Here is a 16436-nt window from a genome sequence, read left to right on the forward strand (position 1 = left end):
ACGCAGGCCTTGCGCCCGGTCAATACCCGCATGGCGGCGCGGGCCTACGCTGGCGTTTTATCGCGGAGTCCCCATGGCCAGGCACCATGTCATCAGCACCACCGCGTGCGACGTGTTCTTCAAGCTCGTGGCGCACCATAAGAGCAGCCTGGGCGCGCGCTTCGACAACATGACCGTCACCTTCAGCGCCGACGGCCAGCCTGTACGCGGCGCGGCCCTGCGCGATGCAAAAAGTGGCTGCGAACTGCACCGCCTGGCCGGCCAGCCCGACGAATGCTGGTGCTGCGGCTATGACGAGCAGCTGGAATTCGTCTCGCAAGCCAACGCACCGCTGGCGCACGCCGACTACCACCTCACTTTAAGCAACGGTGAAACGTGGACGGGGACGACGGATGCGAAGGGGCGCACGGGGTGCGTCGCCAGCAAGCGGGAGGAGCAGATAACGATGGTGGAATTTTTCCCACAAGAAGATAGCCTTCCCTGCTGCTTCGCTGCACCTGTCCCGGTGGCGCCGACGGCGATCATACTGGAACTACAAGACGTAAAAACTACCGACAAGGATATCGACACATCAGTCAAACAGGTAAAAATCGATAGCATGGCTCGCCCACTTACCCAGGCTGAAATAAACATGGCATGGATGATCTTTGAAGATGCCGTCGACTATAGCAAAGTCAAAATTCACAAGAGGCCTTATCTATGGCTGCTCCAACCAAAAAACACTGCCATGACACCCAATGGGGAAATGTATTTCCATGAGTCGAGATTTCTGGACGATTTTTCCAATGCAGATAACACCGAGCGTCATTGGTTCATTCATGAAATGGTCCATATTTGGCAATATCAACTGAAATATCCGGTGGCCATGCGTGGAGCATTCAGAATAGGACTGGACTACAAGTACGTATTGTCGTCCGAAAGAAAATTAGCCGACTACAACATGGAGGCACAGGGAGACTTGTTAGCCGACTACTACGCATTGAAATACTTAAAGGATTCTTCCGCAATGCGCCAAGAGCAATATGCTAACGACCAAGCAGTTTATGAAGAGGTACTCAATGATTTTTTCATCAACAGAAAAAGTGAAAAGAATTTACCTGGCGGGAATATCGAGCGCACTCCTCTCGTCGACATACCTTGATGCGTGTGCAACATCGCGCATCGCCGATGCTGAAATCAATTCAGTCAATGGCACGCCATGCTTCACAATCTCACAAACGGAAGAGAACCGTAACGGTCAGCCACTCCTGGGGGCACTCAGTATTTCAGACCTGTCAGTAAAACCGGCCACCAAAGTATGGAGCTATGTGATGAGCGGAGGAAGAAAAATTCCGCTTTCATCAAAAAGCTGCCTGCTCTATGGCGATATTCCACAGGGCGCAAATGGCATGCCCGCTCCTGAACTGCAAACCGGGCGGGTTTACAGCATCTTCTTGAATGGACGTCCAGATGATCCTTCCGACCCTACCTATGGCTATAGAGGAAAATTCTGCATCGCTGCCACCTCCGCAGATGAACGAAAAATCATCGCCATTGGCAGCGGCACGCCAGCGTGGAAACATGACAATTGCCCAGAACATTCGCTCGTCCCATAATGCAACAATCGCCATGCCATGGCGTCACACACTGCTATTCCTGCTTGCGGCGCTAACGAGTGTCGATGTCTCGCCGTGGTCGCGCATGGGCCGCGCCGCCGTCATGACAGAGGCAGGCCTTCCCTGCTTCAAGATTGCCAATGAAGAGGAAAGATCAAGGGGTCCTGTCAGCCTGAAGATGCTGACGATCAGCACACCTGAGCCGAATGGCTGGAAAGATGTATGGACGGTCATGTTCCCCAATGCCTCGTTTGGCGATCCCTCCTATCAACTGCCAAACAGGGGATGCGTGCGCTACGGGAAGGCTCCCGAGGGGGCCGAGAGCAGCGATGCAACGCCACTGGTTGCGGGGAAAGTGTATGGCGTATCCTTCCTGGGAAGGCCGCCATCCGCGTCAGATCCCACTTCACGCTACTCGGCAGATTTTTGCCTGCTCATAGCGCCTTCCGGGGGATTTCACGTCGTTCAACTGACAAACGGCAAGAATACCTGTGCCCTCGAAGAACAGTTACGATAAGGCATGCAGCATCAAGGAATTGGCCAAAACACTCAAGGGGTGGGCGGAACCACCTCACTCGATTCCTCCCCCCGCTTCGCCGGCGCCCTGAACCACTGCTCCGGCGGCACCACATGCGACTCTTTCGGGTCATCGATGTAGTGCGGCGAGGTGATCTGCACGTCGAATTCGTTGAAAACGTCGATGATGTTCTGGTGCAAGCGGTTCAGTACTTCGGCGCGCTGGCGGGGGACTTCGGCGCTGGCGTAGGCGACGAGGCGGTATTGCACGTAGTAATCTTGCAGGGCCAGCTGCATCACGTACGGTTTTGGCGTGGTGGACAGCTCCGTCGTGCGCGAGGCGGCCAGTTCCAGCATGGCGTGCACTTGCCGCCATGGCGTGGCATAGCCGATGGTGACGGTGGAGTCGAGCACGAAGCCGCCGCCGGGCTGGGCGCGCGAATAGTTCTTTGTCGTTTGCGACATCACCCAGGCGTTTGGCAAGGCCACCTCTTCCCCGAGGCCCGTGCGCAGCCGCGTTTCGAACATGCCCACGTCGACCACCGTGCCTTCGCTGTCGCCCACGCGCACATATTCTCCCTTGCGCAGGGCCCGCGTGTACATCAGGATCAGGCCGCTGGCGCCCTGGCCCACGATGCTCGACGCGCCGATCGACACCATCAGGCCCACCAGCACGGACAGTCCCTGGAAGGCGGCCGTGTGCGAGCCGGGCAGATACGGATACGCCATGGCCAGCGCGAACAGCCAGATCACCACGCTGGCGATGCGGCGCGTCGGCAGGGCCGTGTCCTTGTCCAGCCAGCCGATTTGCAATTCGCCGCTTTCCACGCGCTTGAACAGCGAGGCGGCCGTGGCGGCGATCAGGCGCGCGATGGCGAAGATCACGCAGACCAGCACCAGCCCCGGCAAGGCGCCGATGATGGCGTGGAAGACGTCGGCGGCCACGTCGAACAAATAGCCGCTCAGGCTTTCGCCCCACGAACGCGTGTAGGGCAGGCGGCCCAGGACGAAGGCGGCCCACAGATACGTGGCCATCAGGCGCAAGCCCCACAGCACGGCGCTGAGCAGCTGATACGCGAAGGCGATGTAGTGTTCGGCATCGAGCACGCGCACATTCTTCAGGCGCACGTCGCGCAGGCGCGAGGCCAGCAGGATGCCGCTGCGGCGCTTGGCCCAGTGATACAGGCGCGTCAAGCCCATCCACACCAGCCAGAACACGAGGGTGGCGGCCGCGCACACGGCGGCCGCGATCGACAGGTAGCGCCAGCTGCCCTGTTCGCGGTAATCGAGCACGGCCTTGCTCAACTCGCCGGCGGCCGTTTTCGCCACGCTTTCCGTCGTGTCGCCGGCCAGCTGGTTGACGTCGCCAGGCACGACGACGAACAGCTGCACGCCATCGAGCAGCACTTGCGTGCCTTCGGGAATCATCCGCGTGCTCGTCTGCAGGGGGCCATTCTTGGCCAGCACGCCTTCCAGCCGGCGCTGCGCACCCGTGGCCCGCTCATCGGGCGGATAGCCGGCCAGCGCGGCGCGGAAGACAAACACCTTGCGGTTGGCAAACATCAACGGCGCCGTCCTGGCCGCTGCGGCCTGCGACGGCGCCACGACGGATGCGGCCTCCGCAACGAGCGCGGGCACGCCGTCGTCCGCATGGGCTGCGGGCAGCAGGAAAATGGTCAACAGGCACAACAGGCGGAGCAGCGCGGACATGGCAGAAATGAAAGAGTGACAAGAAGCAGCCATCATGCCATGTAATCCTGGAAACTCAAGCGCCGCTGCTACCGTTCAGCTCGCATCATGGAAAATGATGCCCAAGGTGTGGCGCAAGCCCGAACGCAGGCGCGACACGCCATGGCGCATGTTGACGCGGTAACTGCCGCGCGTGCCGTTGACGGGCCGTTGCGCGACAGGAAAGAGCACGGCGTCGCCCTGCGCCAGCGGCACCACTTCGGCACGCGACTGCATGCGCGGACGCTGCTCCGTCAGCACGAACTCGCCACCAGTGAAATCCTCGTGCGGGCGCGACAGCAGCACGGCCAGTTGCAGCGGAAACACGTGCTCGCCATACAAGTCCTGGTGCAGGCAGTTGTAATCGCCCTCGCGGTAGCGCAAGAGCAAGGGTGTGGGCCGGGTTTGCCCCGCCGCATGACAGCGCGCCAGGAAATCCCCGTGCGCCACAGGAAAGCGGCTGTCGATGCCCATGCTGGCGTGCCAGCGGTTGGCAATGGCCGCCAGCGGCGGATACAAGGCAGCACGCAGTTCGGCGACCGGCTGCGGCAGCGGATAGGCCCAATACTGGTACTCGCCCTGGCCAAAACCATGGCGCTGCATCACCACCCTGTTGCGAAAACGCGCTGATTCTTCGTACTGGGCAGCCAGCGCCGCGCAGGCATCCGCGGCCAGCAGGGCCGGCACGACGACACAGCCGTATTGATTCAGCTCATCCTCGATCTGCTGCCAGTCCAGCGCCCTCACCGTTCACCCTCGCGCTCGAGCAGCGCCTGCTTGCGCTCCACGCCCCAGCGGTAGCCGGACAAGGCGCCATCGTTGCGCACCACGCGGTGGCAGGGAATGGCGACGGCCAGGGCATTCGCGGCGCAGGCACCGGCCACGGCGCGCGCGCCTTGCGGGGCGCCGATGCGCCGCGCCAGCTCGGCATAGCTAACCGTGCTGCCGGCGGGAATCTCGCGCAAGGCTTGCCACACGCGCTGCTGGAACACCGTGCCGCGCACGTCGAGCGGCAAGTCCAGGCCCAGGCCCGGCGCCTCGACCAGGCCGACGACTTGCGCCACCGTCTGCTCGTACTCGGGCTCGGCGCCGCGCAGCTCGGCGCGGGGAAAGCGGTCCTGCAAGTCGCGCAGCAGCACTTCCGGGTCGTCATCGATCAAAATCGCACAGATGCCCTTGTCCGTGCTGGCCACGAGGATGGCGCCCAGCGAGCAGGCGCCGATGGCGAAACGGATCACGGCGCCGCTGCCGCCGTCGCGGAACGCGCCCGGCGTCATGCCCAGCAAGCCTGGCGTGGCGGCATACAGGCGGCCGCTGGAATTGAAGCCGGCCGCGTATAACGTTTCCGTGACATTGCCCGCGCCCTGCAAGCCGGCCTTCAGGCGCTCGCCGCGCCGCGCCGCCGCATACGCTTTCGGCGTGATGCCCGTGTGCGCCTTGAAGACGCGGTGAAAGTGAAAGCGGCTCATGCCGGCTGCCTGTGCCAGGCTGTCCAGGTCGGGCAGCTCGTCGCTGGCGTCGATCAGGCGGCAGATATCGGCCACGATGGCCGCCTGGCGCTGGGCCAGCGGCGGCAGGTTGGGTTTGCAGCGCAGGCAGGGACGAAAACCAGCCGCCTCCGCCTGCTCGCAACTGGCGTGGAAAGCCACGTTGCGGCGCAAGGCAGGGCGCGCCGCGCAAGATGGCCGGCAATACACGCCCGTCGTGCGCACCGAATAGTAAAAGACGCCATCGGCGTCGGGCGCGCGCCGCTGCAGGGCATCCCAGCGTTCATCGTCAGTCAGGTAAGCATGTTCCATGGCGAACTCCGTGCAGGTCAATAGTAAGTCACCAGCATAGCCAGCGCCCATGCGCGCCGCACTCCGGCGCTTGCTTTTGAATTCAAAAAAGGCTGGCGGCAGGCATCGTGCTCGGTGCTAAAATCGGCCATCGCGCCTCCAGCCGGCGGCGCGCCCTGCCCGTGCCCCGGAGAAACCACATTGGACGACCACAATACACAAGAAAATACGCCCATTTTCCAGCGCATCAAGGATTTTCTGCTGGCCGGCATCGCTGCCGGACGCTGGAAGGAAGGCGACGTGATTCCCTCCGAGCAAGCGCTGGTGAAGCAATTCGGCGTCTCGCGCATGACGGTCAACCGCGCCGTGCGCGAACTGACCAGCGAGCAGGTGCTGACGCGGCGCCAGGGATCCGGCACCTATGTGGCGCAGCAAAAGTACCAGGCGACCTTGTTGGAAATCAAGAGTATCGCCGATGAAGTGCGCGCGCGCGGACATATCCACCGCAGCAGCTTGCAATTGCTGGAACGCACCAAGGCGTCCGACCTGCTGGCCAAGCAATTTGGATTGCCGCCGGAACACCCGCTGTTTCATTCGCTGATCGTGCATTTTGAAAACGGCGTGCCGATCCAGGTGGAAGACCGCTGGGTCAATCCCGAGTGCGCGCCCGACTACATGACGCAGGATTTTTCCAGCATCACGCCGAACGAATACCTGATGGCCGCCGCGCCCCTGCAAGGCGCCACCTACAGCATCGAAGCGCTGTCGGCGCCGCGCGACATCGCCGAAATGCTGGCCATCGACACCAAACAGCCTTGCCTGGTGCTGCGCCGCCAGACGCGCTCGGGCGGCAAGATCGCCTCGATCGCCACCATGTGGCATCCCGGACACCGCTATCAGTTCGCCGGCAGTTTTAGCTAAGGCTATCGCCTCGATTGATTAGCACGATTTCGCGCCAACTTTCTCACGAATTCTCACCAAATCGCGAAAAAAACAGCCATTTCGGGGTGAAAAAAATCCCGTTTTGGCCGTTTCTGAACTTAAATACTCCGAGTAAATATTCGATGCTATAGTTGCCGCCAGAAAGCGCCGCAGGCGTTTATTTGAGCGCGCCTCATGTACTGCCAGCCTAGTCCAATCACGCCCCAGAAAGGGATGCATTTGTCGTATTGCAGCCACACGAGTTTCAGCGCACCACGCCCTCGGCGCCCTGCGCTGCGCCGGCTCGCTCATACGATGCTGGCGGCAGGCATGGCGCTTTCGCTGCCGGTGCAGGCGGCGGCGCCCGGCATGGCGCCGGCATTGCTGTGGCCGTATGCTGCCGCCAGTGCCACCGCCCTGGCGGGACTGGCTTGCTGGCAAGCCTGGCGCTTGCGCCAGCAGTTGCGCCGCCAGCCCCAGCCCGCGCATGCCCAGGCTGAGCAGGATGCCATGCAAGCCTTGCGCGGCGCCACCATGGCCGGCTGGACTTGGCGGCGCCAGTCCGACCGGCTGCAGTTCGCGCCCCAATACCAGGACATCCTGGGCGACAAGCATGCCCAGCTCGAGCATGCACTGGCCGACTGGCTGGCCGAAGTCCACCGCGATGACCGCGCGCGCCTGAGCCTGGCCTTTCGCCAGCATCTGGACGGCCAGACGCCCGGCACCTTCAATTGCGAATTCCGTTTGCGTCACAGCGACGGCCACTGGCGCTGGCTGCTGGCGCGCGGCGCCGTCCTGTCGCGCGCCTCGGATGGGTCCGCCACGCAGGCCAGCGGCATCGTCTGCGATATCAGCGAGCGCAAGCAGGACGAGCAATCGCGCATGCGCTCGATGCTGGAAGCGGCGCCCGAAGCCATGCTGGTGGCCGACGTCGAGGGCAAGGTGCATTATGCCAACCAGATCGGCGCGCGCTGCTTCGGCTATCCGCTGGCCGAATTGACAGGCATGTCGCTGGAGCAATTGGTACCGGAAAGCACGCCCAGCCAATCCGTGGGCGACCCGCAAGGTCGGCACAGCCTGCCGGGCCGGGTGATGATGGCGCGGCGCCGCGACGGCACGCACTTCCCCGCCAAGGTCAGCCTGTCGCCGCTGCGCATGGCCGGGCAAGTGTTTTCCATCGTCTCGCTGCGCGACATGACGCAGCGGCAACGCGCCGAGGAAGCGCTGCACGCCAGCTCGGAACGCTACCGCCTGATCGTGCAGACGGCCGCCGAAGGCATCTGGATGACGGATGCGAACGGCAAGACCACGTTCGTGAACCCGAAGATGGCGCACATGCTGGGCTACACGGTGCAGGAAATGCTGGGCCGTCCCCTGCTCGACTTCATGGACCGCGACAGCCAGTTGCTGATGCAGCGTCGCCTGGCCAGCCACGGCAGCTTCGCCAGCCAGCCGGACCAGGTCGATTTCCGCTTCTTCCGCAAGGATCAGTCCAGCCTGTGGGGCTTGCTGTCGAGTACCAGCATCCAGTCGGACAATGGCGAACCGGGCGGCACCCTGGCGATGATTACCGACATCACGGAACGGCGCCAGGCATCGATCGCGCTGTCGAACTCGAGCCAGCGCATGGCGTCCGTGTTCGGCGCCGTGACGAATGGCCTGGTGGTGCAGGACAGCCACGGCCACATATTGGAAAGCAACGCCGCCGCCGAACGCATGCTGGCGGCCAGTCCGGCCGGCAACAGCCTGTGGCAAGCCATCCGCGAAGACGGTTCCGCCTTCGACCAGCGCAGCCATCCCGTGCACATCACCCTGTCGACGGGCGAGGCCATGCGCGACGTGCTGATGGGCGTGCAGCAGCCCGACGGCAGCCTGTCGTGGCTATCCGTGAATACCGAGGCCATCCGCGATGAATACGGCAAGGTGGGCATGGTCGTGGCCAGCCTGACGGACATCACGTATCACAAGCGCAGCGAAAGTGCCTTGCGTGAACTCAATGAACATCTGGAAGAGCGCGTGGCGCAGCGCACGGAGCAGCTGGACCAGGCCAAGCAGGTGGCCGAAGAAGCGAGCCTGGCGAAGGGACAATTCCTGGCCAACATGAGCCATGAAATCCGCACGCCGATGAATGGCGTGATCGGCATGGCGTATCTCGCCCTGAAGACGGACCTGGAACCGCGCCAGCGCGACTACCTGGAAAAAATCCGCTTCGCCGGAGAACACTTGCTGGGCATCATCGACGATATCCTCGACATCTCGAAAATCGAGGCAGGCAAGCTGGAAATCGAGCGCGTCAACTTCAGTTTCGACCATGTGGTGCAAACGCTGATGACGGTGGTCGCGCCACGCGCCGCCGGCAAGAACCTGGAACTGCTGTTCGAGATCGACCCGCAATTGCCCGCCGTGCTCGTGGGCGACCCGCTGCGCCTGGGGCAAGTGCTGATCAACTACGCCAATAACGCCATCAAGTTCAGCGAACAGGGCAGCATTACCGTGAAAGTGCGCAGGGTGGTGGCGGACGCGAAACACTGCCTCGTGCGCTTTGAAGTGTGCGACCACGGCATCGGCCTGTCGCAGGATGAAATGAGCAAGCTCTTCCAGTCCTTCCAGCAGGCCGACACCTCCACCACGCGCGAATATGGCGGCACGGGCCTGGGCCTGGCCATCTGCAAGCAGCTGGCACAGCTGATGGGTGGCGACGTGGGCGTCGACAGCCGTCCCGGCGCCGGCAGCACCTTCTGGTTCACGGCCAACCTGGGCATTTCCGATCAGGCCGCGCCCGCCATGCTCGACAGCATGGTGCAGACGGCGGCCGCCATGCGCGCCAGCGCCGACGCGGCCCTGGTGATGCGCACGCTCAAGCATGCGCGCATCCTGCTGGTGGAAGACAATACGTTCAACCAGCAAGTGGCGCTGGAATTGCTGGAGGAAGCGGGAGCCTCCGTCTGCCTGGCCAACAATGGCGAAGAGGCGCTCGACCTGCTGCGCCAGACACAGTTCGACTGCGTGCTGATGGACGTGCAGATGCCGCTGATGGATGGCTTGCAGGCAACGCGCCACATCCGCGCCGACCCGCAGCTGGCGCACCTGCGCGTGCTGGCCATGACGGCCACGGCCACCAGCGAAGACCGCGTGCGCTGCCTGGAAGCGGGCATGGACGATTTCATTTCCAAGCCCATCCAGCCGGCCATGATGTACCAGACCATCGCCAGCTGGCTGCCGGCGCACGAAACGCCGCCGCCACCGGCGCGCAGCCGCGCCGCGCCCGCCTTCAAGACCACCCTGGCCGGCGACCCGCAAGTGATCGACCTGTCCATCCTGGCCAAATTGCTGGGCTACAACCCGGAAAAGGTACGCAAGTTCGCCTTCAAGTTCCTGCAGACCACGCAGGATGGCTTTGGCGACATCGATGCGGCCCTGGCGCGCGGCGACGTGCAGCAGGTGCGCGAACTGGGACACCGCATCAAGTCGTCGGCGCGCACCGTGGGCGCCCTGGGGCTGGCCGAACTGTGCCACAACCTGGAAACCCTGGCGCCGGGCGAACCGGCCGACGAGGCAGAGCGGGCACGGCGCATCGTTACGCGCCTGTGGCCCCTGCTGGAACAGATTACCGAACAAATCATGAATAACACCAGCTTTGCCAATGACGATTAGCTATCGCCAAATTGGGTTGCGGCAAGGTATCGGCATCGACAGCGATGCATATCAACAGAAAGACATGACGATGAACACTGTATCAAACCAAGCAAGCCAGGAAAACAACGAAGCAGGCCTGGCGCCATTGCGCGTGCTGCTGCTGGACGACGACGTTTTCATGCTCGACGTGCTCAGCGACATGCTCGAACAGATGGGCCAGTTCGACATCCGCTGCGAGTCGCACAGCGATCAGGCGCTGGCCACCCTCAAGCAGCACCAGCCCGACCTGCTGATCTGCGACCTGTCCATGCCCGACATCGACGGCATCGAATTCTTGCGCATGGCGGCGGAAAACGGCTTCCGCGGCGGCGTGGTCCTGCTGTCGGGCCTGCATTCGGCCGTACGCCTGGCGGCCGAGCGCCTGGCCATGGCGAATGGCCTGCATATCCTGGGCACCTTCCGCAAGCCGATGGAAAGCGCGGAATTGCAGCTCATGGTGAACTTGCAACTGCAGCACACGGCGCGTCTGGCCAACGTACAAGCCTGATCGAGGGGCCGGCCGGGAGGGCAGGCACGGCGCTGCAGGCCAGCAGGCATGCGGCTTTGCCGCCCTGCGGGCACGCACAGGAGGGATATGCTGGCGATATGCCTCAAGTTTTTCTGCAATAATCGCCACGCTTTGAAAAAATGGGTTATTATTTCAGCCATCCCCGCCTGCATACCTCTGGTCGCACCTTCCAAGACATTGAAGTCGTGCCCATTGTCCCCATCTTCTCACTGCATTCCAGGAAGCATGGATGGCGAACCAGCGTATGGTTAATTCCAGGCATTATTGATCCCACCCTCATTTGAGGAAAATATGAGCGAAAATATCAAACACATTAGCGATGCATCTTTTGAAGCAGACGTCCTGAAATCCGAGTTGCCAGTACTGGTTGACTTCTGGGCAGAATGGTGCGGTCCCTGCAAGGCCATCGCCCCTATCCTGGAAGAAGTGGCCAAGGAATACGCCGGCCGCATCCAGATCGCCAAGATGGACGTGGACGCCAACCAGGCAGTGCCTGCCAAATTCGGCATCCGCGGCATCCCGACCCTGATCCTGTTCAAGGATGGTGTTGCAGCTGCTCAAAAAGTGGGCGCCATGGCCAAGGGCCAGTTGACCGCTTTCGTCGACAGCAACATTTAATGTATGATGGGCAGCGCTGCGCCCGCAGCGCCGCCTGACTGGAACCACCGGGAAGCGGCTTTGCCTCATTCGTGCACAGCCTTCCCGAATAATTAATCAACGCCACGCAGTCCCCTCCCCTACCTTTACATCCCGTCTCGGGACACTCAACACATATGCATTTATCCGAACTAAAGGCCCTACACGTATCCGCCCTGCTTGAGATGGCGATCGGTCTTGACATTGACAACGCAGCCCGCTTGCGCAAACAGGAGCTGATGTTCGCTATCCTGAAAAAACGCGCCAAGTCCGGCGAACAGATTTTTGGCGACGGCGCCCTGGAAGTGCTGCCTGACGGCTTCGGCTTCCTGCGCTCGCCCGACGCCAGCTACATGGCGTCCACCGACGACATTTACATCTCCCCTTCGCAAATCCGCCGCTTCAATCTGCACACCGGCGATTCGATCGAAGGCGAGGTACGGACCCCGAAAGATGGCGAACGCTATTTCGCATTGGTCAAAGTCGACAAGGTCAACGGCGAATCGCCGGAGATGTCGAAACACCGCATCCTGTTTGAAAACCTGACGCCGCTGCACCCGAACGAGCCGCTGCGCCTGGAACGTGAAATGAATGGCCAGGAAAACATCACCGGCCGCATCATCGACCTGATCGCCCCGATCGGCAAAGGCCAGCGCGGCTTGCTGGTGGCATCGCCGAAATCCGGTAAATCCGTGATCCTGCAGCACATCGCCCATGCGATCACGGCAAATCATCCGGACATCACCCTGATCGTGCTGCTGATTGACGAACGTCCGGAAGAAGTTACCGAAATGCAACGTTCGGTCCGCGGCGAAGTCGTCGCCTCGACCTTCGACGAGCCAGCCACGCGCCACGTGCAAGTGGCCGAGATGGTGCTGGAAAAAGCCAAGCGCCTGGTCGAAATGAAAAAAGACGTGGTCATCCTGCTCGACTCGATCACCCGTCTGGCACGTGCCTACAACACCGTCATCCCTGCCTCGGGCAAGGTGCTGACCGGCGGTGTCGACGCGAATGCGCTGCAACGTCCAAAACGCTTCTTCGGCGCCGCGCGCAATATCGAAGAAGGCGGCTCGCTGACCATCATCGCCACGGCGCTGATCGAAACGGGCTCGCGCATGGATGACGTGATCTTTGAAGAATTCAAGGGTACGGGCAACATGGAAGTGCATCTGGAACGCCGTCTGGCCGAAAAACGCGTCTACCCGGCAATCAACCTGAACAAATCGGGTACCCGCCGCGAAGAACTGCTGATCAAGCCGAACGAGCTGCAAAAAATCTGGATTTTGCGCAAGTTGCTGTACTCGATGGACGAGATCGAGGCGATGGAGTTCATTCTCGACAAGATGAAAGCCACCAAGAATAACGCCGAGTTCTTCGACATGATGCGTAGAGGCGGCTAAAACCTACTGCGCGGCCACATTTTCGATCTCCGTTGCTCACTGTACTAAAGTACAGTTCCGCTACTCAATCGCAACTGTGGCCTGCTCGCTACGGTTTTATCTCGCCTCTCACTTAGGTGCAAGCCGCTCATTGAGCGGCTTTTTTATTGCCTGCGGCCGAAAATCGCTATATAATCGACGGTTGCATTATTTTAAACCCTGGCAAGTGATCGGCAATCGGGTCAAGAAGCTGGACGACCGACGAAGTGCTGTTTGGCTACCAAACTAGAGAGAAGACCATGAAAGTCGATACCCATCCAGAATACCGCGAAGTTGTTTTCCACGATCTGTCGTGCGATTTCAAATTCGTTACCCGCTCGACCATCCAAACCCGCGAAAAAATCACCCACGACGGTAAAGAATACCCACTGGTGAAGATCGAGGTTTCGGCTGAATCGCACCCATTCTTCACGGGCAAGCACAAAATCGTCGATACCGCTGGTCGCGTCGAGAAGTTCCGTCAGAAGTTCGGTTCGGTTGGTTCGAAAACCGCAGTCGCAGCAGGCTAATTTTTGCCGCTCTGCGGCAAAAAAGGGCAGCTTCGGCTACCAAGAAAAAGGCAGCCACGGCTGCCTTTTTTGTCTTTGGCCGCTTTACTTTATACTCGCGCATACCCGACGCCATTCGTCGCGTCTTGCCATTTTTTTCTGATACCGACTATCGATGAAGCCAGTCCGCCTTCCCGCCGCTGCCACACTCGCGCTGCCACGATGGGCCTTGTTTGCGCTCGGCCTGCTGTATATCCTGCCTGGCCTGATCGGCCGCGAACCGTGGAAGAACGATGACGCCGCCAGTTTCGGCATCATGTGGACCATGGCGCATGGCGGCCTGAACGACTGGCTGTGGCCCAACGTGGCCGGCCTGTCGCTGCCCGACGAAGGCCCGCTGGCCTTCTGGCTGGGCGCCATCTTCATCAAGCTGTTCGGCTGGATCGACGGCGACGTCTTTGGCGCGCGCATGTCGACCATCGGCATCTTCGTCGTCAGCACCCTGTCCGTCTGGTACACCGCCTTCAACCTGGGCCGCCGCAACGATGCCCAGCCGCTGCGCCTGGCCTTCGGCGGCCAGCCCGAGCCGGACGATTTCGGCCGCACCCTGGCCGATGCGGCCGTGCTCATCTACCTGGGCTGCCTGGGACTGCTGCAGCACAGCCACGACATCACGGCCGAAGCGCTGTACGTGTCCCTGATGGCCTATTTGCTGTACCGCGCCGTGCGCTACATGGAAGGCCCGTCCGTGCGCAATGCGGCCCTGCTGGGCCTGGCGATGGGCGGCCTGACCCTCGCGCGCGGCTGGATCACGCCGGCAGCGCTGAGCATTGCCCTGCTGCTGTGCACCGTCTTCCTGCGCCTGCCGCTGCTGCGCAGCGTGCGCCACCTGGCGCTGGCCATCCTGATCGGCGCCGCGCTGACCCTCGTCTGGCTGCTGCCGGGCGAATGGCTGCAACCGTATGGCCACTCGCCGCTGCACGCGTGGATGGAATGGAATTGCCGCCAGTTCAGCGCCCCGAGCCTGAAAAGCCTGCAGTATTTCTTGCGTGTCGGCATCTGGTTCTTCTGGCCAGCATGGCCGTTCGCCGCCTGGGCCGTGTATGCCTGGCGCCGCCAGCACCACGTGCTGCACATCGTCGTGCCACTGACCTTTGTCGCCATGCTGGCCATCCTGGGCCTGTGCCATCCCGATCCCGACCCGAGCCAGCTGCTGCCGCTGCTGCCGCCGCTGGCCGTGATGGCCGCGTTCGGCTTGCTGACCATGAAACGGGGCGCCATCAACGCCATCGACTGGTTCTCCGTGATGGTGCTGACCATTTGCGCCCTTGCGCTATGGCTGTTCTGGTTCGCCATCCTGACGGGCTGGCCGCCGAAACTGTCGCATAATGCGCTGAAACTCATGCCAGGCTTCAAGCCCGAACTCGACTTGCTGGCCTTTTTCGTGGCCGCCTGCGCCAGCGCGGGCTGGGTGGCGCTGGTGCACTGGCGCATCTCGCGCCAGCCGGCCGTGCTGTGGCGCGCCGTGGTCCTGTCGTCCGGTGGCCTGATCCTGATCTGGGTGCTGATCATGACCTTGTTCCTGCCGCCGTTGAACTACAGCAAGAGCTACGCCAGCGTGGCGCACCAGATTTCCGTCCACCTGCCGCCAGGCAGCAAGTGCATCAACAGCAACGTCGGCGCCGCACAGCGCGCCTCGTTCGCCTACTTCGGCCACTTGCCGTTTGCCAGCGTGGGGCAGCAGCAATGCGATGTGTTCCTGTTGCAAGACAGCATCAAGGTGCCTGACAGCAAGGAACAACTGCCCGAGTACCATGGCGCGGACTGGATCAAGCTGTGGGAGGGGCGCCGTCCCACGGATGACGTGGAACGTTTCCGCCTGTACCAGCGCGTCAGGTAAGCAGCAAAAAACCGGGCCAGCCCCGGTTTTTTTATGTCCGCAAAACAATCACTATCGACAGGAAAAGTGTTGCTTTTAAATATAGTTAATTACCTAAATTGAACTAGAATTGTTTTTTAGATTATAATGATGGCCTGCGCGATGGCGGTGTCTTGCTTTCCCGCCCTATTCGTCCCCCAATTCACTATGAGATTGTCCATGAAATTATTTACTGCCCGTACCTTGCCGCTCATCAGCGCCGCCCTGTTCGCCTTCTCTTTCAGCGCTTCGGCCCAGGCAACCGTGATTGACCTCGGCGTCGCCAATGGCTACTCGGCCTTCATCTTCGGCAACATCGGCAGCAGCGGCGCCAGCGGCTTCACCAGCGTCGGTGGCAGCATCGCCGCCGGCGGCAATATCTATCTGGACAACTACAACGTCGGCACGAACAAAAAGCCAGGCAGCGCGGCCAACGCGATCGTTGCTGGCGGCAACCTGAACACGGGCTGGGGCACCATCGGTGGTTCCGCCGTGTATGGCGTCAGCAATCCCAACGCCACCTTGACAGCGCCACAATGGTTCCCAACCGGCAGCATCAGCAAAGGCAACGCTTCCACCCTGGACTTCGCGGGTACCAAGCAACAACTGACGACCCTGTCGGGCGACGTGGCCAAGCTGCAATCGAACGGCACCGTGCTTTCGCAAAACAATGGCTTCAAGCTGGTGGGCGACATCAACGCCGACGTGAATATTTTCAACATCGATGCGTCGAACCTGCATAACCTGACCCTGGACCTGTCCTCGCTGAAAAGCACGGCCAGCATCATCATCAACGGCACGGCCACCAACATTACCTTGAGCGGCGGCTTCGACAATTTCGGCAGCTTCGCCGACCGCACGCTGCTGAACTTCGCCAATGCCACTACCACCAGCCTGAACAACGTCGGCATCAACGGCAGCATCCTGGCGCCGAACAGCGCGTTTTCCGGTTCGGGCAGCATGAACGGCACCCTGGTCGCCAATTCGGTCAGCTCGATCAATTATGGCCACGTTTCGATGAACGGCTCCGGCTTCAACACGGTGAGCGTGTCGGCCGTGCCGGAACCAGGCACCTACGCCATGCTGCTGGCCGGCCTGGGCTTGCTGGCTTTCATGCGCCGCCGCGCGCCAGCGCGCGCACCACAAGCAGCGATGGCCTGAGCTTTACGCTGAATCAATAAAAAACACCGGGCCGCGCGAGCGTCCCGGTGTT

At 61.5% G+C, this 16436-nt stretch carries 13 protein-coding genes and 2 pseudogenes; 12 read left to right on the top strand and 3 right to left on the bottom strand.

Going from position 1 to position 16436, the window contains the following annotated elements; all coding sequences use genetic code 11:
* Positions 1-73 precede the first annotated feature (73 nt).
* Genes U0004_RS26705 through U0004_RS26715 form a run of 3 tightly spaced genes read left to right on the top strand, consistent with a single transcriptional unit; the run spans position 74 to position 2112 of the window.
* On the top strand, positions 74-1141 hold the full coding sequence (locus U0004_RS26705) for a hypothetical protein (protein WP_115057587.1): 1068 nt from the start codon (positions 74-76) through the stop codon (positions 1139-1141).
* A complete protein-coding gene (locus tag U0004_RS26710) occupies positions 1059-1595 on the top strand; it encodes a hypothetical protein (protein ID WP_139144106.1) in 537 nt (178 codons plus the stop codon). The genes U0004_RS26705 and U0004_RS26710 overlap by 83 nt, the downstream gene beginning before the upstream one ends.
* Complete coding sequence (locus U0004_RS26715; RefSeq protein ID WP_139144107.1) at positions 1561-2112, top strand: hypothetical protein; 552 nt, start codon at positions 1561-1563, stop codon at positions 2110-2112. Before U0004_RS26710 ends, U0004_RS26715 begins: the two co-directional genes overlap by 35 nt.
* Positions 2113-2144: 32 nt before the next feature.
* Here the strand turns inward: U0004_RS26715 and U0004_RS26720 are convergent, their stop codons facing one another.
* From U0004_RS26720 to ada, 3 genes are all read right to left on the bottom strand, one after another.
* The gene (locus tag U0004_RS26720) at positions 2145-3821 is read right to left on the bottom strand and encodes a mechanosensitive ion channel family protein (RefSeq protein ID WP_070254612.1); all 1677 of its coding nucleotides are present in this window, start codon (positions 3819-3821) and stop codon (positions 2145-2147) included.
* A 75-nt stretch (positions 3822-3896) separates the two neighbouring features.
* Entirely contained in the window at positions 3897-4586 is a 690-nt protein-coding gene (locus U0004_RS26725; RefSeq protein WP_070254613.1) for a 2OG-Fe(II) oxygenase, read from the bottom strand.
* Positions 4583-5638 (bottom strand): bifunctional DNA-binding transcriptional regulator/O6-methylguanine-DNA methyltransferase Ada, encoded by a 1056-nt coding sequence (gene ada / locus U0004_RS26730; RefSeq protein ID WP_070254614.1) that lies wholly within the window; start codon positions 5636-5638, stop codon positions 4583-4585. The genes U0004_RS26725 and ada overlap by 4 nt, the downstream gene beginning before the upstream one ends.
* A 180-nt stretch (positions 5639-5818) precedes the next feature.
* Between ada and hutC the strand changes: the two genes are divergently transcribed.
* The 9 genes and pseudogenes from hutC to U0004_RS30125 all read left to right on the top strand — a co-directional run.
* Positions 5819-6538 (top strand): histidine utilization repressor, encoded by a 720-nt coding sequence (gene hutC / locus U0004_RS26735; RefSeq protein ID WP_070254615.1) that lies wholly within the window; start codon positions 5819-5821, stop codon positions 6536-6538.
* A 330-nt stretch (positions 6539-6868) separates the two neighbouring features.
* On the top strand, positions 6869-10192 hold the full coding sequence (locus U0004_RS26740; RefSeq protein WP_070254832.1) for a PAS domain-containing hybrid sensor histidine kinase/response regulator: 3324 nt from the start codon (positions 6869-6871) through the stop codon (positions 10190-10192).
* 70 nt (positions 10193-10262) lie between these two features.
* The gene (locus U0004_RS26745) at positions 10263-10721 is read left to right on the top strand and encodes a response regulator (RefSeq protein WP_070254834.1); all 459 of its coding nucleotides are present in this window, start codon (positions 10263-10265) and stop codon (positions 10719-10721) included.
* Positions 10722-11033: 312 nt separating this feature from the next.
* Positions 11034-11360 (top strand): thioredoxin TrxA, encoded by a 327-nt coding sequence (gene trxA, locus U0004_RS26750; RefSeq protein ID WP_034780502.1) that lies wholly within the window; start codon positions 11034-11036, stop codon positions 11358-11360.
* Positions 11361-11515: 155 nt separating this feature from the next.
* Positions 11516-12778 (top strand): transcription termination factor Rho, encoded by a 1263-nt coding sequence (gene rho / locus U0004_RS26755; protein ID WP_034746249.1) that lies wholly within the window; start codon positions 11516-11518, stop codon positions 12776-12778.
* A 278-nt stretch (positions 12779-13056) separates the two neighbouring features.
* The gene (locus U0004_RS26760; protein ID WP_034746247.1) at positions 13057-13326 is read left to right on the top strand and encodes a type B 50S ribosomal protein L31; all 270 of its coding nucleotides are present in this window, start codon (positions 13057-13059) and stop codon (positions 13324-13326) included.
* Positions 13327-13480: 154 nt separating this feature from the next.
* Complete coding sequence (locus tag U0004_RS26765; RefSeq protein WP_070254616.1) at positions 13481-15205, top strand: ArnT family glycosyltransferase; 1725 nt, start codon at positions 13481-13483, stop codon at positions 15203-15205.
* A gap of 198 nt (positions 15206-15403) precedes the next feature.
* Positions 15404-16213 (top strand): annotated as a pseudogene (locus U0004_RS26770) (choice-of-anchor A family protein); the annotation flags it as partial.
* A 48-nt stretch (positions 16214-16261) separates the two neighbouring features.
* A pseudogene (locus U0004_RS30125) lies at positions 16262-16384 on the top strand (PEP-CTERM sorting domain-containing protein); the annotation flags it as partial.
* Positions 16385-16436 lie beyond the last annotated feature (52 nt).

Source organism: Janthinobacterium lividum (assembly GCF_034424625.1).
Taxonomy (GTDB): Bacteria; Pseudomonadota; Gammaproteobacteria; order Burkholderiales; family Burkholderiaceae_D; genus Janthinobacterium; species Janthinobacterium lividum.